Here is a 25,837-nt window from a genome sequence, read left to right as displayed (position 1 = left end):
TGGATGGCTTCGCGGACGCCCGCCATCGGGCGCGCATTCGCGCCACTCATTAGCTCGCAATGCCGTGGTTCGAGCCCGGCATTCACAGCTGGAGTTGCTCGGGACTACGTCGTCGGCGTGCCCTGGCGCCACTGGCCGCCGGCGATCTTGGCGGCGGCGATCACGGCTTGCGTCCGGCTTTCGACGCCGAGCTTCTGCAGAATGGCCGAGACGTGCGCCTTGATGGTCGCCTCGGAGACCCCGAGTTCGTAGGCGATCTGCTTGTTCAGCAACCCCTCCGACAACATCATCAGCACCCGCACCTGTTGCGGGGTCAGCGTCACCAGGCGGTCGCGCAGCCGCGTCATGTCGGGATCGCCGGCCGCGGAGAGGTCAGTGTCCGGCGGAACCCAGACGTCGCCCTCCATCACCTTCATGATGGCGTCACGCAGCGTCTCGACGCCGAAGCGCTTGGGGATGAAACCGGAGGCGCCGAAATCGAGCGAACGGCGAATGGTTCCGGCATCGTCGCTGGCGGAAACGATCACCACCGGGATCGCCGGATATTGCGCCCGCAGATAGATCAGGCCGGAGAAGCCGCTGATCCCCGGCATCGTCAGATCGAGCAGGATCAGGTCGACGTCGGAGTCGCGCTCCAGGAGCGCGGTCAGATCCTCGAACGATCCGGCCTCGCTGATCGTGGCCGAACTCACGACACTCGACACCGCCTGACGCAACGCATCGCGGAACAGCGGATGGTCGTCGGCGATGACAAGATGAGAATTGGCAACAGCAGTCATCTCAATCCCATAAGCGGGTGTTGGCCAACCCGCGCACCTCTTGTCTCCCGCGCGGCAGTATCACGCAAGTGCTCGATAATGCCAGATGCCAACGCGGTTAACCCGTCGAGCTTGTGCGCTGCAATAGATGCGGCAGCGTTTCATCCCATTCATTATCCGGAAGATAAGACGTAGGCGTGCAAAAGCCAAAAGTCTTATTTGGGCGGGTTTCACTGCGATGTTACCTTCAAGCCTAGTCCCCCATATTCGATCCGGCACGGCCGGGCGTGTGGGAAAGGATCGTATAAGCACTGGGGAGCAAACGAATGACGATGGCTGCAACCGCGGGCGGAAGCGCCCGTACGGGTGGGATGACCGCCGAGGAAAGGAAGGTCATTTTCGCTTCCTCGCTCGGCACCGTATTTGAATGGTACGACTTCTACATCTACGGAACTCTCGGCGCGTTCCTGGCGAAATACTTCTTCTCGAACGTGCCTCCGAATGTCGGGTTCATCTTCGCGTTGCTCGCTTTCGCGGCGGGTTTCGCCGTTCGCCCGTTTGGTGCGCTGATTTTCGGCCGTCTCGGCGACATGATCGGCCGCAAGTACACGTTCCTCGTCACGATGACCCTTATGGGCGTCGGCACGTTCTTCATCGGCTTGCTCCCCGGCTACGCCACCTGGGGTATCGCGGCTCCGATCGTCCTGATTGCGCTTCGCCTCGTTCAGGGTCTCGCGCTCGGCGGTGAGTATGGCGGCGCGGCAACCTACGTTGCCGAACACGCTCCGGCGGGTAAGCGGGGCTACTATACGTCCTGGATCCAGACAACCGCGACCCTCGGTCTGTTCCTCGCGCTGTTGCTCATCCTAGGCATCCGCTCGTGGATGGGCGAAGGGCCGTTTGGCGATTGGGGCTGGCGCGTGCCGTTCCTGTTGTCCGGCATCCTGCTGGTCGTGTCGATCTGGATCCGGTTGAGCCTGAACGAGTCGCCGGTGTTCCAGCGCATGAAGGAGGAAGGCAAGACCTCGAGGCGACCGCTGACCGAGGCCTTCGGCGAATGGTCCAATGCCAAGGTCGCGATCTTCGCGCTGCTCGGCGCCACCGCTGGTGAAGCCGTGGTGTGGTACGGCGGACAGTTCTATGCGCTGTTCTTCCTGACCCAGACCATCAAGGTGCCTGCCGTTCCCGCGCAAATCATGATCGTGGTCGCGTTGGCGCTGGGCACGCCGGGCTTTGTTCTGTTCGGCTGGCTCTCCGACAAGATCGGCCGAAAGCCGATTATCCTGGCTGGCTTCCTGCTCGCGGCGCTGACCTACTTCCCGATCTTCAAGGCGATCACCCATTTCGCCAATCCGAAGCTGGAACAGGCCCTCGCCTCTTCGCCGGTGACGGTCATCGCCGATCCGAATGAATGCTCCTTCCAGTTCAAGGCAACCGGTACGGAAAAGTTCACGACCAGCTGCGACGTCGCCAAGTCGGCGTTGGTCAACCTCTCGGTGAATTACAACAATGAAGCTGCCGCGGCCGGCACCAAGGCAAAGATCAAGATCGGCGATCAAGTTCTCGCGGCGGACAGTCCCGACTTCGCCAAGACCCTGCCGGCGGCGATCAAGGCGCACGGCTATCCGGCTTCGGCGGATCCAAACGAGATCAACTACGTCATGACCACGGTTCTGCTCTGGATTCTCGTGATCTACGTGACATTGGTCTACGCGCCGATCGCAGCCTGGCTGGTCGAGCTGTTCCCGAGCCGTATCCGCTACAGCGGCATGTCGCTGCCGTACCACATTGGCAACGGCTGGTTCGGCGGCTTCCTGCCGGCCACTGCGTTCGCGATCGCGGCGGCGACCGGTAATATCTATTCCGGTCTCTGGTATCCGGTCGGCGTCGCTCTGATGAGCCTTGTGATCGGCTTCCTGTTCCTGCCCGAGACCAAGGACGTCGACATCACCAAGACCTGATCGATCGACGTCACGATCCAAACGCATCGGCCGCGGAGCAATCCGCGGCCGATGTCATTTGCGGCGCGATGCGTCGCGGTCTAGCGGCATCATGCACGTGTGGCGCCGATGAACTGCAGGACGATCTCGCGCCGGTGCGGGCGCGCGCGGTGCTCGATCAAATAGATACCCTGCCAGGTGCCGAGCGCCATCTCGCCATCGAGCACGGGGATTTGCAGCGAGGTACCCGTCAGCAACGTCTTGATGTGCGCCGGCATGTCGTCGGGACCTTCGGTGTCGTGACGCCAGCCGCCGTCTTCGGGTGCGGCGCGATCAAGCGCCGTCATCAGATCGGTCAGCACGGTGGGATCGGCGTTCTCCTGGATCGTCAGCGACGCCGAGGTGTGACGGATGAACAGCGTCAACGCGCCCTCGCCGGCGTGCGCCTCGCGCAGGAATTTGGCCACCTCCGTCGTAATATCCGTGAAGCCCGGGCGCGACGTCTCGACCGTCAGACGCGACGAGACGATGCTTGTCGCGGCGACGGCAGATGGCGTCGAACGCGTGGCCACTTTTGAGGGGGTCATCGGCACTCCTTCAATCCGTCGTCCCGAAGCCGCGAAGACGGCGCGTCAAATCTTGCCGCCGTTGGCGTCGCGCTGCACGCGGTTGGCCATCTCGATCAGCCTCCGCCATGCGCGCTCCAGGAACGACATCACGCGATCCATGTCGCGATCGCTCGGCAGCGGAATCTCGATCTTGCGCTCGCCCTCGGCCGTCTTCGGCTCCGCCTTCTGCGAGTCCGACTTCGGCAACGCCTCGTCGGTCTTGCCCGATGTGGTCGGTTCGCGCGCCGCTAGCTCGGCCTTCAGTTTCTCATTGTCGGCCTGCAGCCGCCCGATTTCGGCATCCATCGCGGCGCGCTCGTCCGGCACCGCATAGCAGGCCCAGCCGTCGCTGGAATTGGTGCAGGTCGACACCGCACCGGTGCGCGTGTCGAGCCGCAGGAAGCCGTCAGCCGCCGGAGACAGCGCGTAGCGGCCGTTCTCGGTGTCGGGCGCCGCAGCCGGCTGCGCAGCCGCCGCGCTGCCGAGGAGCAATGCGGCAGACGCAATCGCGATGGATAATTTCCAGGAAGACGTCGCTATGGGCATGGCTTGCTCCGCCTCAACCTGATCCTGCGGTCCTTTGGCATGGTCCTTTCGAAAAACCGGAGCCCATTCTTGCGGATCATGCCTCAACGTTTGAGCTATAGGGCCTGCGGCCTGACTTCAACGCGTCTTCGAGCAATTCGATCCGGTCCTGCCCCCAGAACACTTCGCCGTCGAGCACATAGCCCGGCGAGCCGAAGACATCGGCGCTCAGCGCATCCTGCCGATTCTGCTCATAGGCCGCGCTGATCGCCTCCGTGCCGGCACGCTCCACGAGCTGTTGGCCGGGCAGGCCGGCATCATCGGCGAGTTTCACCAGAGTCGCAGGATCGGCGAGATTGAGCTGGAGCTCCCAGACGGCGGGATAGGCCCTCTGCAGATAAGGTTGGGGATCAAGGCCAACTTCGAGCGCCGCGATCACGACGCCATCGGCCAGGCGTGGATTGAACGGCCAGTTCGCCGGCTGCAGATGGAAATTCAGCCCGCGCTTGTCGCGCCAGCGCTGCAGCTCGATCATCCGGTAGCGCTGGCGAACCGGATGGCGCTGGGCGAGCGGCAGCCCGCCGGTCTCCGAGAACAGGTCGATCAGCAAGACTGGCCGATAATTTACCTTGAGATTATAGGCACTTACGAGCTCAACGAACGGCCGATGGCCGATATAGGCCCACGGCGATTGCAGCGAGAAGTAGTAGTCGATCTGGCGTGGCATGCGGATTCCCGGCGGCGAACGAGGAGGAGAGTTTCGGCCATCCCAACAGAGCGGCGAAACCGGCACAAGATCGTTTCATTGCATACAAGCTGTTGCGCTGCGATCACTGCGTCACTCTGACCGTGAATATCTTCCAATAAATCCAGTGAAATCAAAGCAATAACCCGTGACGACGCAATCTTGACTTGATTAGACGCGGTAAGTATGGTCCGCGCGGCTTTTGACGGGGACGGGCGCAATTTCCATCATCCGCGGCATCGGTTAGTGTTTGCAGCATGGCTGAGAACACTAACCACGGCGCAAATGGAAATCGCGATCAATCGCCTCCCGACGAAGCTGCGCTTTCCGCAAGGCTCGGAAGTCTCGATCAACGGTTGTCTGAAATTCGTGACAGCCGGAAGAGCAAGACTGATCAATCCGGTACTGAAGGCGGGGACAGTGCGGCCAGAGCTTCGGCGATGGCGCTCGGTTTTCGTCTTTCCTCGGAGCTGATCGCGGGCGTTGTCGTCGGGGCGGCGATTGGCTGGGGAATCGACCATTGGCTGTCGACATCGCCATTCGGCTTCATCGTGTTCATGCTGCTCGGCTTCGTCGCCGGCGTGGTCAACGTGGTGAGGTCTGCGGGCGTGGCCTCGGGCAAGCGTTGAGCGCTGGCGGGAAGTCATGACATTTGAAATTCGATAACCGGCAGGATGGCCGGTGGACCAAGAGCCGCGCGGATGAAAATCGACCCGATCCATCAGTTCAACATCGAGCCCCTCTTCACGCTCGGCCACATCGGCAATCACGCGATCGCCTTCACCAATTCGTCCCTCTTTATGTTCATCGCGGTTCTCTTGACCGTGCTGCTGATGCTGGCAACCGGCCGCGAGATGGTTCCGGGACGGCTGCAGTCGATCGCCGAAATTTCCTACGAATTCGTCGCCTCGACCATCCGCGGCAATGCCGGCGCGGAAGGCATGAAGTTCTTCCCGCTGATCTTCTCGATCTTCATGTTCCTCTGCGTCTCGAACCTGGTCGGCATCATCCCCTACAGCTTCACGGTCGCGAGCCACCTGATCGTCACCTTTGCGCTGGCGATCATGGTGTTCCTCACGGTCCTGATCTACGGCCTCTACAAGAACGGCCTGAAATTCTTCAAGATCTTCGTTCCCTCCGGCATCCCGATCTACATCCTGCCGCTGGTCATATTCATCGAGGTCCTGTCGTTCTTCCTGCGCCCGGTCTCGCACAGCGTGCGACTGTTCGCCAACATGCTGGCCGGCCACATCGCGTTGAAGGTGTTCGCGGGCTTCGTCGCGATGCTCGGCTTCTCGCTGGGCGCGCTCGGCTGGGTCGGCGGCGTGCTGCCGCTCGCACTCACGATTGCGCTGTACGCCCTCGAAATCCTGGTCGCGTTCCTGCAGGCCTACGTGTTCGCGATCCTGACCGTCATCTACCTCAACGACGCCATTCATCCGGGACACTAAGCGGTCCGGGGAATCTCCACCCACCAATCTGTCTATCTTTCCTCAAGGAGCTACAAATGGAACCGGCAGCAGCTAAACTTATCGGCGCGGGCATCGCGTGCATCGGCATGGGCGGTGCGGGCGTCGGTGTGGGCATCATCTTCGGCAACTACCTCGCCGCTGCTGTCCGCAACCCGTCGGCCGCGCAGGGCCAGTTCGGCAACCTGATCTTCGGCTTCGCCGTGACCGAAGCGCTCGGCATCTTCTCGCTGCTGATCGCGCTGCTTCTGCTGTTCGTTCCGCTCTGAGCGGCACCCCTTCGCGCCGCCTTCGGGCGGCGCGCATGACAGCTACAGGAGAACACCATGGCTGAGAGTCATGGCGAGGCAAAAGGCCAGAATGCCGGCGCCCACACCGAGGCCGATGGCGGACATCACGGCGGAGCTTTTCCGCCCTTCGATACCTCCAATTTCCCCTCGCAGTTGGTGTCGCTGGCGATTGCATTCGTCGCGCTCTATCTGATCGTGTCGCGTATCGCCCTGCCGCGCGTTGGCGGGACGATCGATGCACGCCAGAACAAGATCGAGGGCGACCTGGCCGCGGCGCAGAAGCTGAAGGACGAGTCCGACGCTGCGTTGAAGGCCTATGAGAGCGAACTGGCCAACGCCCGCGCCCGCGCGCAGGCGATCGGCAACGAGACCCGCGAGAAGCTGAGCGCGGCCTCCGAAGCCGAACGCAAGGCGCTGGAAGGCAAACTGGCGGTGAAGCTTGCCGACGCCGAGAAGCAGATCGCGGCAACCCGGGCGAGCGCCATGAGCAACGTCCGCGGGATTGCGGCGGATGCGGCAGGCGCCATCGTCCAGCGGCTGGCCGGCGTGACGCCGGACGCGAATGCGGTCAACAGCGCCGTCGACGCTTCGCTGAAGGGATAGACCGATGCTCTACGAACCGGAAACCTGGGTTGCGGTCGCGTTCGTCATCATGATGATCGTGTTCGGCTATTTCGGTGTCCATCGCACACTGCTGACGGCGCTCGACCACCGCGCCGAACGCATCAAGGCCGAGCTCGAAGACGCCCGCCGTCTGAAGGAGGAGGCCGCCAAGCTGCTCGGCGAGTACAAGGCCCGCCGGACCAGCGCGGAGCGCGAGGCCGAGGAGATCATCGCCAGCGCCAAGGCCGAAGCCGAGCGAATCGCGGCCGAGGCCAAGACCAAGATGGAAGATTTTGTTGCGCGGCGGACCAAGACCGCCGAGAACAAGATCGCCCAGGCCGAGGCCCAGGCCCTGGCCGATGTCCGCGCCGCCGCAGCGAACGCTGCGGTCACCGCCGCCTCGACCATCCTGTCGCAGTCGGTCAAGGGCTCGGTCGCCGACGACCTCGTCAGCAAGGGCATCGCGGAAGTCCGCTCCAAGCTGAACTGAAGCCGCCCCGATCCACGACAAACAGCCGGCGCGATCATCTCGCGCCGGCTTTTTTGTTTGCGCGATCAGCTCTCGGCCGCGGCGCCCTATCTCTTCTTGTGGCCGCGGGGCTTGGGCTCCGGCTTCAAGGCCTGCGGGTCGAAGCCGATATAGAAGACGTAGTTGTCGTTGTCCGCAGGCGACGGCGCCGGATAGACGACATCCTCCGCAACCAGGCTGAACGGCACGCTGCCGGTCTCGTCGATCTGGACCGTGGTCGTGTAGGCCTTGGTCATGATCGTCTTCTCGCCGACGCCGCCTTGCACCACGGCGACGCGCAGCGGCACCTCGACGGTCGGCGGCGCGCCCGAAGGTCCGACGATCACCCGCCCCTGGATACCGATCTTCGCGGTGATCTGACCATTGTCCAGGCTGCACTGCCGCGCCATGCGCGAGATCGAGGCCAGGAACTTGATGTCGTTGCCAATCGGCTGCTTGCCGGGCGCGGCCACCGCATAGGTGGAGGCGCCGGAGCGAATCTGGACCGGCGGGCAGGTCAGCTCGGCATCGTTTTCATTGAGCGCGGGCGGTGCGGCGGGCGTGGCCGGCTTGGAGTCCGACGAGCCGCCGCCGAACAGGCTCTTGAAGCGGTCGCTCAGGGACTGCGCCGACGCCGCCGGGGGCAGCAGGGTTACACCGAGACCAATCGATACCGCCGCCGCGATCGCGAGCCTGATCACCCTGTCACCCATCGATATCCTCAATGCCTCCAACCGAGGTTCCTATTGCGCGGCGTTATAGCAAGGCAATGGCGGCGAACCCAAGGCATCTTGAGAGGCGCCGGGACGGCCGCGGCATCAGCCAAAAGGCTGATATCAACCGCGGAAATCCTCGTGCAGCAGGCCGAACAGCAGGTGGTCCTGCCAGATCCCGTTGATGCACAAATAGCGCCGCGCCAGGCCCTCGCGGGTGAAGCCGCACTTCTCCAGCACCCGGATCGACGGCGCGTTGGAGGGGATGCAGGCCGCCTCGATGCGGTGCAGGTTGAGCTCGCCGAACAGCGACGGCAGCAGCACCCGCAGCGCGGTGGTCATGTAGCCGCGGTGCGCATAGGGCTGGCCGACCCAATAGCCGATGGTCCCGGCCTGGACGATGCCGCGTCGGACATTGGCAAGCGTGATGCCGCCGATCATCACCCCGTCCGATTCGCGGAAGATGATGAACGGGTAGGAGCGGTCGGTGGCGATGTCCTCGGCGTAGCGGCGCAGCCGGCGGCGGAAGCCCGAACGGGTCAGATCGTCGGAGGGCCAGATCGGCTCCCAGGGCGTCAGATAGGCCCGGCTGAATTCCCGCAATTGCGCCCATTGCGGGAAATCCGACATCTGCGGCGCCCGCAGCAGCAGCCCGTGGCCGCGCGGCATCAGCGCGGCCGGCCCGCTGGATGGCAAACGAAACAGGGCCATAGCCCAATACTCCCCCGCCGGACCACCTCTTCTCCCCCGCCCCGCTCTTGCGGGGAGAGGGTTGGGGTGAGGGGCCCTCTCCGCAGACGCAATTTGCGGATAGACCCTCCTCACCCGAAGCCTTCGGCTTCGACCTCTCCCCGCAAGAGCGGGACAAGGTGGACCGAATCCCTAATGTAGCAGCGTCTTTGCCTTCGACTTCGTCAATCCTTCCGCGAAAGATACCGCCGTGTCCAGACCCCTGCCGCTGCCCAATGCAACAACCGCAGGGCGGCTGCGCGACAGCAGCGCGCGGGCCGCGTTGCGGGTCGATTCGACGCTGACGGCATCGATCCGCGTCACCAGCTCCTCCACGGTCTGCGGCCGGCCATAGGCCAGCACATGGCGGGCCAATTGTTCGGCCCGGGCCGAGCAGCTTTCCAGCGCCATCAGCAGGCCGGCCTTCATCTGCGCCTTGGCGCGCGCCACCTCGGCCTCGGTCAACGTCTCCACGGCGTCGTTGATGACGTCGACGACGACCTCCATCATTTCAGGCGCGTCGGCGGGATCGGTCCCGGTGTAGAGGCCGAAGAAGCCGGTGTCGGTGTAGGGCGCGTGGAACGTATAGATCGAGTAGCACAGCCCGCGCTTCTCGCGTACCTCCTGGAACAGCCGCGACGACATCCCGCCGCCCAACACGTTGGTGAACACCTGCAGCGAGAACAGCGACAGGTCGGTCTGCGGCACGCCCTCGAGCGCCAGCGTCAGATGCGCCTGCTCGAGCTCGCGATGCACCACGCGCGATCCGCCCTTGCCGAACATCGCCGCCTGCGGCTTCGGTGCCGGCGTGGCGTCGAAGCCGGCGAACTTCTGCGCGACGTCCTCGACGATGCGCTTGTGGTCGACGGCGCCGGCGGCGGCCACCACCATGTCGGGCGCGCGGTAATGCGTGGAGAGATAGCCGCGCAGCATGTCGCGGTTGAAGCTCTTCAGCGTCTTGGCGGTTCCGAGCAGCGAGCGGCCCATCGGCTGGTCCGGATAGCAGAGCTCGTTGAGGTGCTCGAACACGACATCGTCGGGCGTATCCTGCGCCGCACCGATCTCCTGCACGATCACGCTCTTCTCGCGCTCGAGCTCATCAGGCACGAAGGACGGGTTGGCGAGAATGTCGGCGAGCACGTCGAGCGCCAGCGGCACGTCGGCCTTCATCACCCTCGCATAATAGGCGGTGGTCTCGGTCGAGGTCCCGGCATTGAGGTCGCCGCCGACCGCCTCGATCTCCTCGACGATCTCGCGCGAGGAGCGCCGTGCGGTGCCCTTGAACGCCATGTGCTCGAGCAGATGCGAGATGCCGTGCTCGTTCGGCTTCTCGTCGCGGCCGCCGACGCCGGCCCACACGCCGAGCGAGGCGGTTTCCAGATGCGGCATGGTGTCGGTGACGATGGTCAGGCCGCTCGGAAGTTTGGTGACTTCAACGCTCATCCGATAGCTCCCTGCTTGGCGGCACGGCTGACCGACAGCACGAAGCGCTCGACCTCGGCGGCATCGTTCTTCATGACAGTCATCTGTTCGGGTTTGGTCATCAGGCCGCCGAGCCAGGCCGGCAGATGCGGGCGCACCCCACAGGCGGCCTCGACCGCGTCGGGGAATTTCGCCGCATGCGCGGTCGACAGCACGATGTTCGGGATATTCGAGTCCGAGGTGTCGCGGTCGGCGACCGCAAGCGCGACCGCGGTGTGGGGATCGACCAGATCGCCCGCCTCGCGCCAGGCGGCGCGGATCGCCGCCGCCGTCTCGGTTTCGTCGGCGCGGCCCGCGTCGAAATCGCGGCGCACGGCGGCAAGCGTCGCATCCGGCAGCACGAAACGGCCGGACTGCTTGAGCGAGGCCATCAGGCGCCGAACGCTGTCGGCGTCGCGGCCGCTCGCCTCGAACAGCAGCCGCTCGAAATTCGAGGACACCTGGATGTCCATCGACGGCGACGTCGTGGCGTGAACCTCGCGCACCTCATAATTGCCGGTCTTCAGCGTGCGCGGCAGGATGTCGTTGACGTTGGCGGCGATGCGCAGCCAGCGGATCGGCAGTCCCATCCGCTTCGCCACATAGCCGGCGAAGATGTCGCCGAAATTGCCGGTCGGCACGGTGAAGTCGACCGTGCGCTGCGGCGAGCCGAGCGCGACCGCCGAGGTGAAGTAGTAGACCACCTGCGCCACGATGCGCGCCCAGTTGATCGAATTGACGCCCGACAGCGCCACCGCGTCGCGGAAGCGGTGATTGTTGAACATCGCCTTCACGATCGCCTGGCAATCGTCGAAGGTGCCCTCGATCGCGAGCGCGTGCACGTTGGCGGCGCCCGTCGTCGTCATCATGCGCCGCTGCACGTCGGAGATGCGCCCGTTCGGGAACAGCACGACGAGGTCGACATTGTCGAGACCGGCAAACGCCTCGACGGCGGCGCCGCCGGTATCGCCCGAGGTCGCGACCACGATGGTGGTGCGCTCCGCGCGCTTGGCGAGCACGTGATCCATCAGCCGCGAGATCAGCTGCATCGCGACGTCCTTGAACGCCAGCGTCGGTCCGTGGAACAGCTCGAGCAGGAATTGGTTCGGCCCGATCTGGTCGAGCGGCACCACCGCGGGGTGGCGGAAGGTGGCGTAAGCCTCGTTCGCCATGCGGCCGAGATCGGCATCCGAAATCTCGCCGGCGGCAAACGGACGGATGATTTCGACCGCGACCTCCCAATAGGGCCGGCCGAAGAAGGAAGCGATGGTCTCGGGTGTGAGCTGCGGCCAGGTCTCGGGCACGTAAAGCCCGCCGTCCCGGGCGAGCCCGGTCAGCATCACATCGCAGAAGCCCAAACTCGGGGCTTCGCCCCTGGTTGAAATATACCGCGTCAAACTGCCCTCCAAAGGCTTCTATCCGAGCCATAAGCCTTTGATATCATGGAATTATCATGTTCGCCGCCTGCGAACCGAGCGGGCACCATAGAAGATCGGACTGACAAAGGGTAGCCCGAACGATGCCTCCGGGCGCCGCTCAAACGGCCCTGCGGCCGCGGCATGCGGGGATGGCTCTCTCCGCCTCGACGTTCCGGCGAAGGCCAGAGCCGACGTTGCACCACATCCACCGCTGTGGTCCCGGCGAAAGCCAGACCCATAACCACCGCATTTGATTGTGAACGGGAACATGGCCCCAGCGCCGCTCAACAATGAGCATTTGAGATAATGGGTCCTGGCTTTCGCCAGGACGACATCGAGTTTGTCGCACCGCTTGTGAGTCATACGTTCGCACTCTCGCGGCGCGGCGTCCGAGGTTTGCTGCAATTCTCGCCGCTCTTCGATCAGAGGGCGCAGGGAAAGCCGGGTGCCGATCGCACCCATGGGTCCCGTGCAAATGGAAAGCACGGGAGGTAGGACCACAGGTGAAACCGGAGCAATCCCGGCTTTCCCTGCGCGATGGGTTACGGCTTATACGTGCTCTCCCCGGCGAGACTGGGCTTTGTTGTCACCGTCATCAGGGAGAGAGCTTGCTCTTACTGATGAGACACCTGCCACTAGGGCGTCAGGCCTGCACGACTTCACCGTCCGCTATCTGCCACGCTCGTCAGCCGTGACATCGGCGTCCACCGCATCTCGACCCAACACTCGTGACGATCGCGAAGCGCCCCTCAAGCGGGTGAGATGGGGCAATCTATACACTGATCTGCACTTCTGGAAAACAGAAATATTTTTGCGACGGACACTTGCGCCGTCGGGCAACTCAGTGGCATGGGGCGCGCATTGGCCTGGTCCCTTCGTGATGCTCCAGGAGCCGGTGACTGCCGGAATGTTTATTGATGTCCCTCGAAGGAATCGGACCGCTTTGCCATTCTCAGGCACGCGCCCGCCACAGCGTAACCGCAAGCAGCATGAAGGCCGCGCAAGTCCACAGCGACTGCCAGTTGGCCGGCCCTTCGTTGAACCCTATATAGATTGCCGCTACAAAAAAAAAGCCCGCGAATAGCGATTCCGCCATAGGGCGGATTCCTTTCTTGGGAGGATTGAGCAGCGTCGTAGCCGCAAAAGGCACCGCCGCCATGGTGAGAGCCGCAAAAGGAAAATCAATGAAGCGCGGGTCAAACACAAGGCCGACTGCGGTCGCTGTACCGATCACGCAGGTTACGATCAAGACCAATCCGTGCATGGTCGCCAGCACCGATTCAGTCTGGTAGCCCTTCGGACCCAACAATTCCAAAAAACTGGGGGATGCGCGACCCGACATAAGGGCGTTGGCGCCAAACACCGGCGAAGCAGTCGCCGCCGCCAGAAGTGAGCCCCATAGAAGCCAGCCGCCCGCTCCGTAACTCTCATAGAACATTTTTTGAGCGGCCACCCCAAACAGGATTCCGGCTGTGGTCGCCGATATTCCGACCGCAAACCACAAGACGAACCCGGACTCCCTGGGCTTGCGCCGTAAAGTCGGCCACGCCGCAGCGAATACCAGGATCGCAAGCGCCATTCCGCTGCACATTTGCAGCTTCCAGAGCGGAAAGTTGCTGATGGGCACGCCGGGCGGATATTTCAGCCTGCGCTGCTCGGAATCGAACAAGCCCCAAGATCCGCCGATCGTACCCTCGATCTCTCGCTTCCACGATTCATCATAGGCCTCGAACAGATTGACGCGGAAATGCTCGCGCCGAGCAAGGTCGAGGACCTCCGAGACCACCCGCGCCTGATTGATGCGCGACGGTAGAGCTGACTCGCGCATTCGCCCCTCGCTCGGCCAGCCGATTTCTCCGATCACGATTTCCTTGCCCGGAAAAACCGACGCTATCTGCCGGCGAATCGTGTCAGCGTGAGCGGCAGCAAATTCCGCCCGGACTGGAACATTTTCCCAATATGGCAGGATGTGAATCGTGACGAAATCGACGGCGTCGTAAAGTTCGCGATTGCTCAGCCAGAACTCCCAGACGTCGGCATAGGTGACGGGCACAGTGACCTGCGCCTTGATCGAGCGGATCGTGGCGGCGAGGTCGGAAGCTGTCATTTCTTTACGCAACAAGACCTCGTTGCCGACCACGAGCGCGATGATGGTTTCCGGATATTTCCTGGCGAGACGTATCCCCGTTGATATCTGAGTTGAATTCTTCTGCCGGTCCCTATCAAGAAAAATGCCCTGAATGACTTTCAGCCCCGCCTTCGCCGCAAGCTCGGGAATTTGATCGAGACCAAGATCGGTCGCATAGGTACGGATGCAGTCGGTTATCTTCGCAAGCTGGGCGAGATCTTCCGCGATCTGCTCCCGCGACACCTGCGTCGCCGACGAAAGTGACGTCTGATTGTTACGGAAGGGAGCGTATGAGATGCATTGTACTTTACGATTTGGATCGATCGGTGCGTACGCCAGGTTGGCCGGGATGCCCAGCCACCACCACACCGCGGCGACGGCGCCCAGGGATATCAGGAGAAGCATCAGCGGGGTGCGGAGAGACACCAGTTCCGTCCTTCTTGCAGGAATGATGTGCTGAGCGTCCCCAATGCGCGAGGCAGGCAGGTTGAAGAAGTACCTGTTTGCCAACGATATATCACGCGATCACACCGCAGGTGTGTTTTTCTCGCTCGCCGCGATCTGGCGCCCGCTTTCGAGAGGAAGGCGGCGTGACGAATTTTGAGTACGTAAAGCACTGCGCCGCGAGGTTGAAGCACCGCCCCGTTACTGAAGTTGAGAATAGACCAGCGGCCCTCTAGATGAGACCGTGCCCCCAATCCGCGACAGCGGCTCGTCATTGCAACGTTCCACTGAAGAGTACACTCATGCGACCCCACATCATCTGCCACATGGGCACGTCCATCGACGGCAAACTTCATCCCAGCCGCTTCACCAAGCCGGCTGCGGGCATCTCGGCCGACATTCTGCGCGGACATTACGAGCGGATCCACGACGGCTTCAATGCCGACGGATGGATCATCGGCCGCGTCACCATGAACGAGATGGCCAAGGGATCCGGGCGGCACATCGCCAACCCGCCGAAGCTGCCGCGCGAGGCGCACATCGCCAACCGCAACGGCCGCAAGCTTGCGGTCGGCATCGATCCTTCGGGCCGCGTGCATTTCGGGAAAGACAATGTCGGCGGCGATCACGCCGTTGCGGTGTTGGGCGAACAAGTGTCCGATGCCCATCTCGCCGAACTGCGCGAGGACGGCGCGTCCTACATCTTTGCCGGCGCGAAGGGCGACGATCTACCGGACGCGATGGAGCAGCTTGCGGCTCTGTTCGGCGCCAAGACGCTGCTGCTGGAAGGCGGCGGCGGGATCAATGGCGCCTTCCTCAAGCATGGGCTGATCGACGAATTCAGCACGCTGATCCATCCGGCCGTCGACGGCGTGGCCGGAACGCAGAGCATCGTCGACTATCACGGGCCGGAAGGCGATCGCCCTGGCGCCGGGCAGGCGCTGCGGCTGACCCACTGCGAAACGCTCGAGGGCGGAATGGTCTGGCTGCGTCACGCCGTCGAGCGCGCGCCGGGTTGATCCGTCAAGGAACTCCACCCACTCTCCCGCTTGCGGGCGAGGGCTGGGGTGGGGGTCTCTCCGCGATCATCGCTCTTTGTGGGGAGAGAGCTCCCACCCGGATCGCATCTACCGATGCGATCCGACCTAAGAGCGAGCTTCGCTCGTCTCGGCCCCGCAAGCGGGAGAGCTGCAGCGAGTCTGCTGCGAGACCGATTCAATCCAACTTCGTCCCGCTCTACTGCTTCCCACTCTCAACCCAGCCGTTGCGGCAGGCCGCGAGAAAGAACGCAACAGCGCGCGCCACATGCGCGTCGATCTCCGGGTCAAGCACCTTGAGGTCGACCTCATACAGCGCCCTGAGCAGCATCGGCACCGCGACGAGATCGAGGAACAGCCGCGCCGTGGTCGCGAGGTGCTCCGGCGCGAAGGCCGGCAGCGTCCCGAACTCGTCCGACTTCGTCAGGTCGCGCAGGAGGTGAACCCCCAGCTCGGTGCTGAGCTCGCGCGCCCTTCGGTTGACTGTGGCAGCCAGATCGGGGAAGCGGCGCGCCTCCGCGATGGCGAGCCGCATCAGTCCGATCCTGTCGGTGTCGAGCCCCCAGTGCAGCATGGTGGACGCAGCGCTCGTGAGGCGCTCCTCGACGGTGGCGCCGGTCGGCGCCTCGACCTTGTACTCGGCGATGCGCACAAGGATGTCCCGCGTCACCACTTCGGTGAACAGCGCCCGCTTGTCCGCAAAGCGCGCATAGATCGTGCGCTTGCCGGAGCGGGCGACCTCGGCGATCTCGTCGATGCTCGCGCCCTCGAACCCGCGCTGCAGAAAGACCATGCGGGCGGCATCGAGGATGCGCTCGTCAACCTCTCCGATCAGCTCCTTCGGCGGCCGGCCCAGGCGCACCTCGGCGCGCTTGGGCCTCGATGACGGTGTCTTCTTCAGAGTGCGGGTGTTCATCGCGATCGCACCGGGTTCGATGCCGCCGACGGGGCAGCGTTGCAGGTCAATCTAGCCTTATCACATCCGCTTGTAAATAGAACGGTACAGTTCCGTTCCTATTGACGCACCTGCGAGACCGGGCTATTTGTAGCACAGAACGGAACGGCTCCGTTCCTTTATGCGAGGCCCGCCTTGCGGACCTCGCCGGCCGCAGGAGCAGCGATCATGTTCGAAGACAGTGTTTTGGAACGAGGCGCACCAGGGCTCGAGGGCGCTGAAAGCCCGCCTTCCGCTGCGACCTCGCGTGAGCCCGGCGTCAAATCCCACCAGCCGGAGCCCGCGGCGCGCGCTCCCGCCCCGAATGAAGGCCCGGCCGGCAAGGCGCCTCAGCCCGGGACGGCCCAGCCGCAGGCCAGCGACAAGGCGCGCCGGGACAGTGTCCTGCGCCGCCGCCCCGTGGTCTCCGCGATCGGCGCCGTGTTGCTCGCCGCGGCGATCGGCGGCGGCTATCTCTACATGGACTATTCCAGGCATTTCGAATCAACCGACGACGCCTTCATCGCGGCGCGGCAGTCCGCGATCGCCCCGAAACTGTCCGGATACATCACCGCAGTTCCGGTCACCGACAACGAGCACGTCGCCGCCGGACAGGTGATCGCCCGCCTCGACGACCGCGACTACCGCGTCGCGCTCGCGCAGGCCGAGGCCCAGGTCGCGGCGGCGCGCGCCAGCATCGAGAACATCGACGCGCAGCTCGATGTGCAGCAGGCCCAGATCGCCGCCAACCAGGCGCAGGTGGACCAGAGCGAGGCGGCGCTGGTGTTCGCCCAGCAGCAGGCGACGCGCTACCAGCATCTGGAGCAGACCGGCTACGGCACGGTTCAGAACTCCGAGCAGTACACCTCGCAACTGCATCAGCAGCAGTCCGCGCTGCTCAGCGCGAAGGCGACGCTTAACCTGGCGCAGCGCCAGGTCGAGTCGCTCAAGGCGCAGCGCAAGAGCCCCGGATCCGGCACCGCGTTCTCGCTGCTGCCGGCGCAGAACGCCACCGGCAACTACGTCAAGATCGTGCAGCGCGTGCCGGTCAAGATCGTGATGGACAACCCGCCGACCGACTTGGCCCTCGGCCCGGGCATGTCCGTGGTCCCGACCGTGCGCATCGATTCCTCGCCGTCGCTGCTCGAGCGCCTGGGGAGGCTGCTATGAGTGCGGCTGCGATCGACGCAAGAAGTATCCCTGCTCCGAGCACCGCCGCCGCCAATCCGTGGCTGATCGCCATCGTGGTTGCGCTCGCGAGCTTCATGGAGGTGCTCGACACCACCATCGCCAACGTGGCGCTGCCCTATATCGCAGGCGGCATGGGCGTGAGCGAGGACGAAGCCTCCTGGGTGGTCACGACCTATCTGGTCTCCAACGCCATCATCCTGACCGCCTCCAGCTTTCTCGCGCGGATGCTGGGACGCAAGACGTTCTTCCTGATTTGCCTGGGCATCTTCACCGTGAGCTCGATCCTGTGCGGGTTCGCGCCGAGCCTGAACGCGCTGTTGCTGTTCCGCATTCTGCAAGGTCTCGGCGGCGGCGGCATGGTGCCGGTTGCGCAGTCGATCCTGGCCGATGCGTTTCCACCGGCGAAACGCGGCCAGGCCTTTGCGGTGTTCGGCATCGCCGTGGTGGTTGCGCCGGTGGTCGGGCCAACACTCGGCGGCTGGCTGTCCGACAATCTCTCCTGGCACTGGTGCTTCCTGATCAACGCCCCGGTCGGCGCCTTTGCGATCGCCCTGATCGCGGCGGTGCTGCACGAGCCTGCCAAGCAGGCAAAGGAGCGGCAGGACAACACGTTCGATTTCATCGGCTTCGCGCTGGTCGCGACCTTCCTCGGCGCCCTCGAGGTGGTGCTCGACCGCGGCCTGGAGGACGACTGGTTCGCCTCCCCCTTCATCGTCACCTTCGCCGTGATCTGCGGCACGGCGTTCGTGCTGATGATCCCGTGGGAGATGACCCGCCGCAATCCGATGATCGATCTGCGGATGGTGGCAAGCCGCCAGTTCGGCGCCTGCTTCCTGGTGATGCTGGCGACCGGCGCCATCCTGCTCGCGACCACCCAGTTCCTGCCGCAACTGGTGCAGCAGGATTTCGGCTACACCGCGACCTGGGCCGGCCTCATGCTGTCGCCCGGCGGCGTCGTCACCATGCTGATGATGTTCGCCGTCGGCCGCCTCGCGGCCAAGGTGCAGCCGAAATATCTGATCGTCATCGGGGCACTGGTCATTGCAATCTCCATGTACGGCATGACCAACGTGTATGGCGATCTCGGCTTCTGGTTCATGGCGCGCTCGCGCATGCTGCTTGGCGTCGGCCTGCCCTTGATCTTCGTGCCGATCATGGCGGCCTCCTATGACGGCATCCCGCCTGCCAAGACCGACCAGGCCTCAGCCCTGATCAACGCGGCGCGCAACACCGGCGGCTCGATCGGCGTCTCCATCGTCTCCAACGTGCTGACGCATCGCGAGCAATTCCATCAGAGCCGGCTGGTCGAGCAGGTGACGCCGTCGAGCCCGCAATATCAGGAAACGCTGCATCAGATCACCAGCTTCTTCGCCGGTCAGGGCAGCTCGCTGGCGCAGGCGCACGACCAGGCGATCCAATGGATCGGCCAGCAGGTGCAGACCCAGGCGTCGTTCCTGTCCTACATGGACGCGTTCTGGGTGCTGATGCTGATCTCGCTCTCGGCCGTGCCGCTCGCGCTGACGCTGCGCAAGGTCAAGCTCGGCGGCGCCGTCCATGTCGGACACTGAGCATGGCCCGCGATAGGCGGATAGCAGGCGCGTTTCCGCTCCAGGCGACGCGCTCGCTTCGTGCGACCTGCCGTCAGGCGCCCCTGCGGCGCTGGCCGCGCCACCACGCGCCGAACGCGATCAGGACGGCCGCGGCCAGCGAGAACCAGGTGATGGCGTACTGCATGTGGTCATCCCTGAGATGCACCTGCAGCGGACCCGGCTTCGGCGTGCCGCTGTCGGGTACCGGCGCTTCCAGGTCGATGTAGAACGGCGCCACCTCGCCCCAGCCCAGCGCCTGCGCCATCCCGCGATGATCGCGCGCGAACCACAGCCGCTTCGGCACGTTTTCCGCCGGCGTCAGCCGGCCGGGACGCTCGGGAAAGCGGATGTAACCGGTGAGCGTGACCGGCTGGCCGGTGACGAGACGGCCGACGATGCGATCCTCGAAAGAACGATCCTGCATCGTGTTCTGCACGAAGCCGCCATTGACCACGACGGTCTCGCCGCTCGGCAGCTTCGCCGGCAGGAACGCCCAGGTGCCGGGCCCGCTGATATCGGCGCGCACCCCGGAGCCGGAGCCGTAGACCATCGCGTCCGGCAGTGTCGTATAGGTTGCGGTGAAGGTGACGCGACGGAATTCGTCCTTCGCCGAGGTCAGTGTGGGCCACACCGACGGCTGCGGCAGCGCCTCCGGCGCCGCCGCAAGCCGGGCGTCGAGCTGCGCGATCAGGGCATGCTTCTCGACCCGGCGCTGCAATTGCCAGATGCCGAGACCGACAAAGACCACGATCAGGATCAGCGTGAAGATGCCGAAGCCGGCGGCGCTGGGCCGGCGAATAGCTGTACTGCTCATGACGGGTCGCGGCGGATCAACTGGCCTTCGGCGGCCTTGTGATGGAATTGCAGCGCGATCAGCAGCGACTTCATCGACCGCAGCGGCAAGATCGTGGTGACGACGATCAGCGGCAGCCACAGCGCCGCATGCACCCAGAACGGCGGCTGGTACTTCACCTCGACGATCAGCGCGGCCGCGACCACGATCGCACCCGCCAGCATGATGATGAAGATCGCCGGGCCGTCGCCGGAATCGATGAAGGCGTAGTCGAGGCCGCAGTTCTCGCAGCGCGGCGCGAGCGTGAGGAAACCTGAGTAGAGCTTGCCCTTGCCGCAGCGCGGACATTTGCAGGCGATGCCGCGCAAGGCGCTCTCGGTCACGGTGGGTGGTGTATCCGTCATCGGTTCTCTTCGATCATGATACGATTGCAGGGAACCGCATCATGATCTCATCTCCTTGTTGGAGCATGATCTCCGCGCAAACGTTCCGCGTTTGTCGCGAGGGAAAACCGGTCCTTGATTTTCCAGACCATGCTCTTGAAAGCAAAAGGGCGGCCAGTCCGGCCGCCCCCTCTTTAGCACATAGGACGTGCGGTTAGTGCGCGCCGTGGGCCATGGTCTCGGCACCGTGGCCCCAGACGTAGATGCAGATGAACAGGAACAGCCACACCACGTCGACGAAGTGCCAGTACCAGGCGGCGAACTCGAAGCCGAGGTGCTGCTTCGGCGTGAAGTGACCGGCGTAGGCGCGGAACAGGCAGACCAGCAGGAAGATGGTGCCGACCAGCACGTGGAAACCGTGGAACCCGGTCGCCATAAAGAAGGTCGCGCCATAGACGTTGCCAGCGAAGGAGAACGTCGCGTGTGCGTACTCATAGGCCTGCACGCAGGTGAAGCAGGCGCCAAGGATCACGGTCAGGATCAGGCCCTGCTTGAGGCCCTGGCGGTCGTTCTCGAGCAGCGCATGGTGCGCCCAGGTGACCGTCGTGCCCGAGGTCAGCAGCAAGAGCGTGTTGAGCAGCGGCAGATGCCAGGGGTCGAAGGTCTCGATGCCCTTCGGCGGCCAGGTGCCGGGCACATTGCAGGCGCCCATCGCGGTGCCGGGACCGCAGCCGAACACCGCGTCGCGGGTGGCATGCACCGCATCGGCCGGGAACAGCGCGGAGTTGAAGAACGCCCAGAACCAGGCGACGAAGAACATCACCTCGGAGGCGATGAACAGGATCATGCCGTAGCGGTGGCTGATCTGCACCACGCGGGTGTGGTCGCCCTTGTACTGGGCTTCCTTGATCACGTCGCCCCACCAGCTCGCCATCGTGTAGAGCACGCCGACGGTGCCGACGCCGAACACGATCGGAGCCGCCGAGTACATGTGATGCATCCAGCCGATCGCGCCAAACGCCATGATGAAGGCCGAGATCGAGCCGACTACCGGCCACGGGCTCGGGTCGACGAGATGATAGTCGTGATGCTTGACTTGCGCCTCAGCCATTGCAGTCTCTCCATTCGCGTGCCGTCAGGCACGTATTCGTCTCAAATTCCAAAAATCGCTAGCCGCCCTTCCGCTGCTCCGCCTCGCCCGCCGCGACGGGCTTCGGCGCCGGATCGCGCACGGGGAAGAAGGTGTAGGACAGGGTGATCGATTTCAGCGTGTCGTTCTCGCTGTCTTTTGCCAGCGCCGGATCGACGTAGAACACCACGGCCATCTCGCGCTTTTCGCCCGGCGCCATGGTCTGCTCGGTGAAGCAGAAGCAGTTGATCTTCTGGAAGTAGGCGCCGACCGTCAGCGGCGCGACGTTGTAGGCAGCCTGTCCGGTGGTGGTCCGCGCCGACTGGTTGGTCACGGTGTAGTAGACGGTGACGACCTGGCCGATCTTGACGTCGATGTTGTTCTGCTCCGGCTCGAACTTCCAGGGCAGGCCCGGCGCGACGTTGGAATCGAAGCTGACCGTGATGGTGCGGTCGAGCGGCGCGGCCGTCGGGGCCGAGGTCGCGACCTGGGTGGTGCCGTTGAAGCCCGTGGTGCGGCAGAACCAGTTGTAGAACGGCACCGCGGCGTAGGACGCGCCGACCATCAGCACCACGACGACGCCGCAGATCGAAGCGACCATCGCGTCGCGCGTCAGCACGCGCCGCGTGACCTTGGCGCCATCGTCCCGCAGATCCCGGCCCTGCGGATCCTGGTTGGTCGGCTGGTTCGCCATCTCACTCACAGCGGCCGCACCAGCACGGCTGGCCCCTTGACGAGGGTGACAGCGAAGAACAGCAGAACGAGCACGCCGAGCGCGAGCGCCGTGGCGATCGAGCGCTGGCGGCGGCTCTTGAGCTGCGCCTCGGTGAGGACGATTCCTTCTGGTTCCTGCTTCTCGTCCATTTGTAACCCATGCGCCCCCATCTTGCCCTTGGCGCCCCTACCCAAAGACGATAGGCGCGATCGCGCGGACGACAACCTCTGCCAGGAGGACGGCGAACAGCGCGAACAGATAAAGGATGGAGAAAGCGAACAGCCGTCGCGTGGCGCGATTGGCCGCAACGCCCTCGCGGCGGCGATAGACTTGGATCGCGAGCCACAGCATGCCGGCGCCGAACACCAGCGACGTGATGCCGTAGATCCAGTCGAAATAGCCGAGCGGCCACGGCGCCAGCGCGATCGCGACCAGCACGATGGTGTAGAGCAGGATCTGCAGCCGCGTCGCATCGGGACCGGCGACGACGGGCAGCATCGGGATGCCGGCACGCGCGTAGTCGTCGCTGCGGAACAGCGCCAGCGCCCAGAAATGCGGCGGCGTCCAGAAGAAGATGATCAGGAACAGGAGGATCGGCTCCACCGACAGCGAGCCGGTCGCCGCGGCCCACGCCACCACCGGCGGCAGCGCGCCGGCAGCCCCTCCGATCACGATGTTCTGCGCGGTCCAGCGCTTCAGCCACATCGTGTAGATCACGGCATAGAAGAAGATCGTGAAGGCGAGCAGCGCGCCCGCCACCCAGTTGACCAGGATGCCGAGCGTCATCACCGAGAAGAAGGCGAGCGTGATGCCGAACGCCGCCGCCTCCGGCGGGGTGATGCGGCCGCGCGGGATCGGCCGGTTGGCGGTCCGCGTCATCAGGGCGTCGACGTCGCCCTCATAGGCCATGTTGAGCGCGCCGGAGGCGCCGGCGCCGACCGCGATGCAGAGGATCGACGTGAACGCCAGCACCGGGTGGACGTGAACCGGCGCGATCATCAGCCCGACCAGCGCGGTGAAGACCACCAGCGACATCACGCGCGGCTTTAAGAGCGCGATGTAGTCGCCCACTTCGGCCTCGGAAATCCGAGGCAACTCAATGGCGCTGTGATCGACAACCGACAAGATCAGGTCTCACTTCTCTCAAAAAGCGCGGCGCACTTTAGGGTGCGCCGCGTCGTCTCAGGTCACTGCACGCGCGGCAGCACTTCGAACTGGTGGAACGGCGGCGGCGAGGTCAGCGTCCACTCCAGCGTGGTCGCACCCGCACCCCACGGATTGTTCGCGGCCTGCTCCTTGCGGACGAAGGCATCGATCACGCCGTAGATGAAGATCAGCACGCCGACACCGGAGATGTAGGAACCCCAGGAGGAGACCAGGTTCCAGCCGGCGAAGGCATCCGGATAGTCGACGTAGCGGCGGGGCATGCCCGACAGACCGAGGAAGTGCTGCGGGAAGAATACCAGGTTCACACCGATGAAAGTGACCCAGAAGTGCAGCTTGGCGATGGTCTCCGAGTACATGTAGCCGGTCATCTTCGGGAACCAGTAGTACCAGCCCGCGAAGATCGCGAACACGGCGCCGAGCGACAGCACGTAGTGGAAGTGCGCCACCACGTAATAGGTGTCCTGCAGCACGCGGTCGACGCCGGCGTTGGCCAGCACGACGCCGGTGACGCCGCCGACGGTGAACAGGAAGATGAAGCCGATCGCCCACAGCATCGGCGCCTTGAACTCGATCGAGCCGCCCCACATCGTGGCGATCCAGGAGAAGATCTTCACGCCGGTCGGCACCGCGATCACCATCGTGGCGGCGACGAAGTAGGCCTGCGTCGCCGACGACATGCCGACGGTGTACATGTGGTGCGCCCAGACCACGAAGCCGATGCCGCCGATCGCGACCATGGCGTAGGCCATGCCGAGATAGCCGAACACGGGCTTGCGCGAGAAGGTCGAGACGATCTGGCTGATCATGCCGAAGCCGGGCAGGATCAGGATGTACACTTCGGGATGACCGAAGAACCAGAACAGGTGCTGGAACAGCACGGGATCGCCGCCGCCGTCAGCCGCAAAGAAGGTGGTGCCGAAATTGCGATCGGTCAGCAGCATGGTGATCGCACCGGCGAGCACCGGCAGCGACAACAGCAGCAGGAACACCGTCACCAGGATCGACCAGACGAACAGCGGCATCTTGTGCAGGGTCATGCCCGGCGCCCGCATGTTGAAGATCGTGGTGATGAAGTTGATCGCACCGAGGATCGACGACGCACCGGCCAGATGGAGCGACAGGATCGCGAAGTCGACCGCCGGCCCCGGATGACCCGAGGTCGATAGCGGTGCGTACATGGTCCAGCCCGTACCGACACCATTGGCGCCCGGCTCACCCTCGACGAAGGTGGAGATGATGAGCAGCGCGAAGGACGCCGGCAGCAGCCAGAACGAGATGTTGTTCATGCGCGGGAAGGCCATATCCGGCGCGCCGATCATCAGCGGCACCATCCAGTTGCCGAACCCGCCGATCATCGCCGGCATGACCATGAAGAAGATCATGATCAGACCGTGCGAGGTCACGAACACGTTGTAGACATGGGTCTCGTGGAAGATCTGGACGCCCGGATACATCAGCTCGGCGCGAATCGCGATCGACATCGCGGCGCCGATGATGCCCGCGATCACCGCAAAGATCAGGTACATCGTACCGATGTCTTTGTGGTTGGTGGAGTAGAGGTAGCGCCGCCATCCGGTCGGATGATGGGCGTGATCATCATGGGCGTGATCGTCGTGTGTCGCTGCGCCTGTAGCCATGTTCCAAATCCTGCCTTGCAGTCCCTCTCGGACCCTGCGGTCCCGTCGCCCTTATTCTTCCAATCGCGCCTACTGCGCCGCCTGACCAGCCGACGCGTAGGTATTCGCCGGGTTGGCCGCAAACTTCTTCTTCGCGCCGTCAACCCAGGCCGCGAATTCCTGGTCGCTGACGACCCGCACCGCGATCGGCATGAAAGCATGGTCCTTGCCGCACAGTTCCGAGCACTGGCCGTAGAACATGCCGGTCTTGGTGGCCTTGAACCAGGTCTCGTTGAGACGGCCGGGGATCGAGTCGATCTTGATGCCGAAAGCCGGCACCGCGAAGGAGTGGATCACGTCCGCGCCGGTGGTCTGGATCCGCACTACCTTGTTGACCGGGACGACCATCTCGTTGTCGACGCCGAGCAGGCGGGGCTGCTTGTCCTTGTCGAGCAGCGAATCGAATTCGAACTTGCCGTTGTCCGGGTAGGCGTAGGACCAGTACCACTGCTTGCCGGTGACCTTGACCGTGAGATCCGGCTTCGGCACGTCGAGCTCGAGGAACAGCAGGCGGAACGACGGCACCGCGATGCCGACCAGGATCAGCACCGGGATCAGCGTCCAGGCCACCTCGATCAGGGTGTTGTGGGTGGTCCGGGAGGGCACTGGGTTGGTGCGAGCGTTGAACTTCACCACGACGATCACGAGCAGCGCCAGCACGAACAGCGTGATCAGGGTGATCAGCACCAGCAGGAAATTGTGAAACCAGATGATGTTTTCCATCACTGGAGTCGCGCCTTCCTGCAGCGTGTGCTCCCAAGGTGCCGGCTGTCCCATCTCGGCGAAGGCCGATCCTGCGGCGATCGACGCCATGCCCGCCACCGCAAATCCCAGCAATTGTCGGCCAATCCGGCCAATCGACATCTTCATGCCGCTCGCGCTCC

The 25,837-nt window shown here is 64.0% G+C and carries 27 protein-coding genes; 9 read left to right on the top strand and 18 right to left on the bottom strand.

Annotated features, from left to right (window positions below; all coding sequences use genetic code 11):
• Positions 1 to 104 precede the first annotated feature (104 nt).
• The gene (locus tag MTX19_RS06130) at positions 105 to 779 is read right to left on the bottom strand and encodes a response regulator transcription factor (RefSeq protein WP_280982854.1); all 675 of its coding nucleotides are present in this window, start codon (positions 777 to 779) and stop codon (positions 105 to 107) included.
• 311 nt (positions 780 to 1,090) lie between these two features.
• Between MTX19_RS06130 and MTX19_RS06125 the strand changes: the two genes are divergently transcribed.
• Complete coding sequence (locus MTX19_RS06125) at positions 1,091 to 2,719, top strand: MFS transporter (RefSeq protein WP_280984705.1); 1,629 nt, start codon at positions 1,091 to 1,093, stop codon at positions 2,717 to 2,719.
• Positions 2,720 to 2,808: 89 nt separating this feature from the next.
• Here MTX19_RS06125 and MTX19_RS06120 read toward each other — a convergent pair whose 3' ends face one another.
• The 3 genes from MTX19_RS06120 to MTX19_RS06110 all read right to left on the bottom strand — a co-directional run bounded on the left by MTX19_RS06120 (position 2,809) and on the right by MTX19_RS06110 (position 4,558).
• A complete protein-coding gene (locus MTX19_RS06120; RefSeq protein ID WP_280982853.1) occupies positions 2,809 to 3,285 on the bottom strand; it encodes a secondary thiamine-phosphate synthase enzyme YjbQ in 477 nt (158 codons plus the stop codon).
• A gap of 45 nt (positions 3,286 to 3,330) precedes the next feature.
• Positions 3,331 to 3,852 carry a hypothetical protein gene (locus tag MTX19_RS06115; protein WP_280982852.1) on the bottom strand — a complete coding sequence of 174 codons (522 nt, stop codon included), beginning with the start codon at positions 3,850 to 3,852 and terminating at the stop codon, positions 3,331 to 3,333.
• Positions 3,853 to 3,928: 76 nt separating this feature from the next.
• The gene (locus MTX19_RS06110; protein ID WP_280973975.1) at positions 3,929 to 4,558 is read right to left on the bottom strand and encodes a 2-hydroxychromene-2-carboxylate isomerase; all 630 of its coding nucleotides are present in this window, start codon (positions 4,556 to 4,558) and stop codon (positions 3,929 to 3,931) included.
• Positions 4,559 to 4,833: 275 nt separating this feature from the next.
• Here MTX19_RS06110 and MTX19_RS06105 point away from each other — a divergent pair, with 275 nt between their 5' ends.
• From MTX19_RS06105 to MTX19_RS06085, 5 genes are all read left to right on the top strand, one after another.
• Complete coding sequence (locus MTX19_RS06105) at positions 4,834 to 5,205, top strand: AtpZ/AtpI family protein (protein WP_280973976.1); 372 nt, start codon at positions 4,834 to 4,836, stop codon at positions 5,203 to 5,205.
• A 72-nt stretch (positions 5,206 to 5,277) separates the two neighbouring features.
• Complete coding sequence (locus MTX19_RS06100) at positions 5,278 to 6,027, top strand: F0F1 ATP synthase subunit A (RefSeq protein ID WP_280973977.1); 750 nt, start codon at positions 5,278 to 5,280, stop codon at positions 6,025 to 6,027.
• A gap of 56 nt (positions 6,028 to 6,083) precedes the next feature.
• A complete protein-coding gene (locus MTX19_RS06095; RefSeq protein ID WP_016847054.1) occupies positions 6,084 to 6,314 on the top strand; it encodes a F0F1 ATP synthase subunit C in 231 nt (76 codons plus the stop codon).
• Positions 6,315 to 6,371: 57 nt separating this feature from the next.
• Complete coding sequence (locus MTX19_RS06090; RefSeq protein ID WP_280982851.1) at positions 6,372 to 6,938, top strand: F0F1 ATP synthase subunit B; 567 nt, start codon at positions 6,372 to 6,374, stop codon at positions 6,936 to 6,938.
• A 4-nt stretch (positions 6,939 to 6,942) separates the two neighbouring features.
• Positions 6,943 to 7,428, top strand: a complete 486-nt coding sequence (locus MTX19_RS06085) for an ATP F0F1 synthase subunit B (protein ID WP_280982850.1) — start codon at positions 6,943 to 6,945, stop codon at positions 7,426 to 7,428.
• Positions 7,429 to 7,514: 86 nt separating this feature from the next.
• Here MTX19_RS06085 and MTX19_RS06080 read toward each other — a convergent pair whose 3' ends face one another.
• The 5 genes from MTX19_RS06080 to MTX19_RS06060 form a co-directional block, all read right to left on the bottom strand.
• Positions 7,515 to 8,159, bottom strand: a complete 645-nt coding sequence (locus MTX19_RS06080; protein WP_280982849.1) for a hypothetical protein — start codon at positions 8,157 to 8,159, stop codon at positions 7,515 to 7,517.
• Positions 8,160 to 8,282: 123 nt separating this feature from the next.
• Positions 8,283 to 8,870, bottom strand: a complete 588-nt coding sequence (locus MTX19_RS06075; protein ID WP_280985885.1) for a GNAT family protein — start codon at positions 8,868 to 8,870, stop codon at positions 8,283 to 8,285.
• A gap of 171 nt (positions 8,871 to 9,041) precedes the next feature.
• The gene (locus MTX19_RS06070; protein WP_280973983.1) at positions 9,042 to 10,331 is read right to left on the bottom strand and encodes a pitrilysin family protein; all 1,290 of its coding nucleotides are present in this window, start codon (positions 10,329 to 10,331) and stop codon (positions 9,042 to 9,044) included.
• The gene (gene thrC / locus MTX19_RS06065; RefSeq protein ID WP_280982848.1) at positions 10,328 to 11,746 is read right to left on the bottom strand and encodes a threonine synthase; all 1,419 of its coding nucleotides are present in this window, start codon (positions 11,744 to 11,746) and stop codon (positions 10,328 to 10,330) included. Before thrC ends, MTX19_RS06070 begins: the two co-directional genes overlap by 4 nt.
• 973 nt (positions 11,747 to 12,719) lie before the next feature.
• On the bottom strand, positions 12,720 to 14,300 hold the full coding sequence (locus MTX19_RS06060; RefSeq protein ID WP_280986163.1) for a glycosyl hydrolase family 17 protein: 1,581 nt from the start codon (positions 14,298 to 14,300) through the stop codon (positions 12,720 to 12,722).
• A gap of 341 nt (positions 14,301 to 14,641) precedes the next feature.
• Here MTX19_RS06060 and MTX19_RS06055 point away from each other — a divergent pair, with 341 nt between their 5' ends.
• On the top strand, positions 14,642 to 15,358 hold the full coding sequence (locus MTX19_RS06055; protein WP_280982847.1) for a RibD family protein: 717 nt from the start codon (positions 14,642 to 14,644) through the stop codon (positions 15,356 to 15,358).
• 217 nt (positions 15,359 to 15,575) lie between these two features.
• On the opposite strand, the gene MTX19_RS06050 is transcribed toward MTX19_RS06055, so the two are convergent.
• On the bottom strand, positions 15,576 to 16,292 hold the full coding sequence (locus MTX19_RS06050) for a TetR/AcrR family transcriptional regulator (protein ID WP_280982846.1): 717 nt from the start codon (positions 16,290 to 16,292) through the stop codon (positions 15,576 to 15,578).
• A 207-nt stretch (positions 16,293 to 16,499) separates the two neighbouring features.
• On the opposite strand from MTX19_RS06050, the gene MTX19_RS06045 reads away from it, so the two are divergent.
• Positions 16,500 to 17,480 (top strand): biotin/lipoyl-binding protein, encoded by a 981-nt coding sequence (locus MTX19_RS06045; RefSeq protein WP_280982845.1) that lies wholly within the window; start codon positions 16,500 to 16,502, stop codon positions 17,478 to 17,480.
• Complete coding sequence (locus MTX19_RS06040; protein WP_280982844.1) at positions 17,477 to 19,069, top strand: DHA2 family efflux MFS transporter permease subunit; 1,593 nt, start codon at positions 17,477 to 17,479, stop codon at positions 19,067 to 19,069. The genes MTX19_RS06045 and MTX19_RS06040 overlap by 4 nt, the downstream gene beginning before the upstream one ends.
• Positions 19,070 to 19,142: 73 nt before the next feature.
• Here the strand turns inward: MTX19_RS06040 and MTX19_RS06035 are convergent, their stop codons facing one another.
• From MTX19_RS06035 to coxB, 8 genes are all read right to left on the bottom strand, one after another.
• Positions 19,143 to 19,904, bottom strand: a complete 762-nt coding sequence (locus MTX19_RS06035) for an SURF1 family cytochrome oxidase biogenesis protein (RefSeq protein ID WP_280982843.1) — start codon at positions 19,902 to 19,904, stop codon at positions 19,143 to 19,145.
• Positions 19,901 to 20,287: a DUF983 domain-containing protein gene (locus MTX19_RS06030; RefSeq protein WP_280973991.1), complete on the bottom strand. Its 387-nt coding sequence runs from the start codon at positions 20,285 to 20,287 to the stop codon at positions 19,901 to 19,903. The genes MTX19_RS06035 and MTX19_RS06030 overlap by 4 nt, the downstream gene beginning before the upstream one ends.
• A 193-nt stretch (positions 20,288 to 20,480) precedes the next feature.
• The gene (locus tag MTX19_RS06025; RefSeq protein WP_280973992.1) at positions 20,481 to 21,377 is read right to left on the bottom strand and encodes a cytochrome c oxidase subunit 3; all 897 of its coding nucleotides are present in this window, start codon (positions 21,375 to 21,377) and stop codon (positions 20,481 to 20,483) included.
• 58 nt (positions 21,378 to 21,435) lie between these two features.
• Positions 21,436 to 22,089, bottom strand: coding sequence for a cytochrome c oxidase assembly protein (locus tag MTX19_RS06020; protein ID WP_280982842.1), 654 nt, complete (start codon positions 22,087 to 22,089; stop codon positions 21,436 to 21,438).
• A gap of 5 nt (positions 22,090 to 22,094) precedes the next feature.
• Positions 22,095 to 22,259, bottom strand: a complete 165-nt coding sequence (locus MTX19_RS06015) for a CoxF protein (RefSeq protein WP_066512975.1) — start codon at positions 22,257 to 22,259, stop codon at positions 22,095 to 22,097.
• 37 nt (positions 22,260 to 22,296) lie between these two features.
• Complete coding sequence (locus MTX19_RS06010; protein WP_280985884.1) at positions 22,297 to 23,235, bottom strand: heme o synthase; 939 nt, start codon at positions 23,233 to 23,235, stop codon at positions 22,297 to 22,299.
• A 62-nt stretch (positions 23,236 to 23,297) separates the two neighbouring features.
• Positions 23,298 to 24,914 (bottom strand): cytochrome c oxidase subunit I, encoded by a 1,617-nt coding sequence (ctaD, locus tag MTX19_RS06005; RefSeq protein ID WP_280973994.1) that lies wholly within the window; start codon positions 24,912 to 24,914, stop codon positions 23,298 to 23,300.
• Between the two features lie 69 nt (positions 24,915 to 24,983).
• On the bottom strand, positions 24,984 to 25,823 hold the full coding sequence (gene coxB / locus MTX19_RS06000) for a cytochrome c oxidase subunit II (protein ID WP_280982840.1): 840 nt from the start codon (positions 25,821 to 25,823) through the stop codon (positions 24,984 to 24,986).
• Between the last annotated feature and the right edge of the window lie 14 nt (positions 25,824 to 25,837).

The organism is Bradyrhizobium sp. ISRA464 (assembly GCF_029910095.1).
Classification (GTDB): Bacteria; Pseudomonadota; Alphaproteobacteria; order Rhizobiales; family Xanthobacteraceae; genus Bradyrhizobium.
The sequence above is the reverse complement of the archived record's forward strand: the minus strand, read 5'-3'. Positions and strand labels throughout refer to the sequence as shown.

What these genes read in the sequence shown, in the direction of transcription:
- MTX19_RS06130 (WP_280982854.1), bottom strand. Translation starts at nt 779, where the DNA reads ATGACTGCTGTTGCCAATTCTCATCTTGTCATCGCCGACGACCATCCG.
- MTX19_RS06125 (WP_280984705.1), top strand. Translation starts at nt 1,091, where the DNA reads ATGGCTGCAACCGCGGGCGGAAGCGCCCGTACGGGTGGGATGACCGCC.
- MTX19_RS06120 (WP_280982853.1), bottom strand. Translation starts at nt 3,285, where the DNA reads ATGACCCCCTCAAAAGTGGCCACGCGTTCGACGCCATCTGCCGTCGCC.
- MTX19_RS06115 (WP_280982852.1), bottom strand. Translation starts at nt 3,852, where the DNA reads ATGCCCATAGCGACGTCTTCCTGGAAATTATCCATCGCGATTGCGTCT.
- MTX19_RS06110 (WP_280973975.1), bottom strand. Translation starts at nt 4,558, where the DNA reads ATGCCACGCCAGATCGACTACTACTTCTCGCTGCAATCGCCGTGGGCC.
- MTX19_RS06105 (WP_280973976.1), top strand. Translation starts at nt 4,834, where the DNA reads ATGGCTGAGAACACTAACCACGGCGCAAATGGAAATCGCGATCAATCG.
- MTX19_RS06100 (WP_280973977.1), top strand. Translation starts at nt 5,278, where the DNA reads ATGAAAATCGACCCGATCCATCAGTTCAACATCGAGCCCCTCTTCACG.
- MTX19_RS06095 (WP_016847054.1), top strand. Translation starts at nt 6,084, where the DNA reads ATGGAACCGGCAGCAGCTAAACTTATCGGCGCGGGCATCGCGTGCATC.
- MTX19_RS06090 (WP_280982851.1), top strand. Translation starts at nt 6,372, where the DNA reads ATGGCTGAGAGTCATGGCGAGGCAAAAGGCCAGAATGCCGGCGCCCAC.
- MTX19_RS06085 (WP_280982850.1), top strand. Translation starts at nt 6,943, where the DNA reads ATGCTCTACGAACCGGAAACCTGGGTTGCGGTCGCGTTCGTCATCATG.
- MTX19_RS06080 (WP_280982849.1), bottom strand. Translation starts at nt 8,159, where the DNA reads ATGGGTGACAGGGTGATCAGGCTCGCGATCGCGGCGGCGGTATCGATT.
- MTX19_RS06075 (WP_280985885.1), bottom strand. Translation starts at nt 8,870, where the DNA reads ATGGCCCTGTTTCGTTTGCCATCCAGCGGGCCGGCCGCGCTGATGCCG.
- MTX19_RS06070 (WP_280973983.1), bottom strand. Translation starts at nt 10,331, where the DNA reads ATGAGCGTTGAAGTCACCAAACTTCCGAGCGGCCTGACCATCGTCACC.
- MTX19_RS06060 (WP_280986163.1), bottom strand. Translation starts at nt 14,300, where the DNA reads ATGCTTCTCCTGATATCCCTGGGCGCCGTCGCCGCGGTGTGGTGGTGG.
- MTX19_RS06055 (WP_280982847.1), top strand. Translation starts at nt 14,642, where the DNA reads ATGCGACCCCACATCATCTGCCACATGGGCACGTCCATCGACGGCAAA.
- MTX19_RS06050 (WP_280982846.1), bottom strand. Translation starts at nt 16,292, where the DNA reads ATGAACACCCGCACTCTGAAGAAGACACCGTCATCGAGGCCCAAGCGC.
- MTX19_RS06045 (WP_280982845.1), top strand. Translation starts at nt 16,500, where the DNA reads ATGTTCGAAGACAGTGTTTTGGAACGAGGCGCACCAGGGCTCGAGGGC.
- MTX19_RS06040 (WP_280982844.1), top strand. Translation starts at nt 17,477, where the DNA reads ATGAGTGCGGCTGCGATCGACGCAAGAAGTATCCCTGCTCCGAGCACC.
- MTX19_RS06035 (WP_280982843.1), bottom strand. Translation starts at nt 19,904, where the DNA reads ATGAGCAGTACAGCTATTCGCCGGCCCAGCGCCGCCGGCTTCGGCATC.
- MTX19_RS06030 (WP_280973991.1), bottom strand. Translation starts at nt 20,287, where the DNA reads ATGACGGATACACCACCCACCGTGACCGAGAGCGCCTTGCGCGGCATC.
- MTX19_RS06025 (WP_280973992.1), bottom strand. Translation starts at nt 21,377, where the DNA reads ATGGCTGAGGCGCAAGTCAAGCATCACGACTATCATCTCGTCGACCCG.
- MTX19_RS06020 (WP_280982842.1), bottom strand. Translation starts at nt 22,089, where the DNA reads ATGGCGAACCAGCCGACCAACCAGGATCCGCAGGGCCGGGATCTGCGG.
- MTX19_RS06015 (WP_066512975.1), bottom strand. Translation starts at nt 22,259, where the DNA reads ATGGACGAGAAGCAGGAACCAGAAGGAATCGTCCTCACCGAGGCGCAG.
- ctaD (WP_280973994.1), bottom strand. Translation starts at nt 24,914, where the DNA reads ATGGCTACAGGCGCAGCGACACACGACGATCACGCCCATGATGATCAC.
- coxB (WP_280982840.1), bottom strand. Translation starts at nt 25,823, where the DNA reads ATGAAGATGTCGATTGGCCGGATTGGCCGACAATTGCTGGGATTTGCG.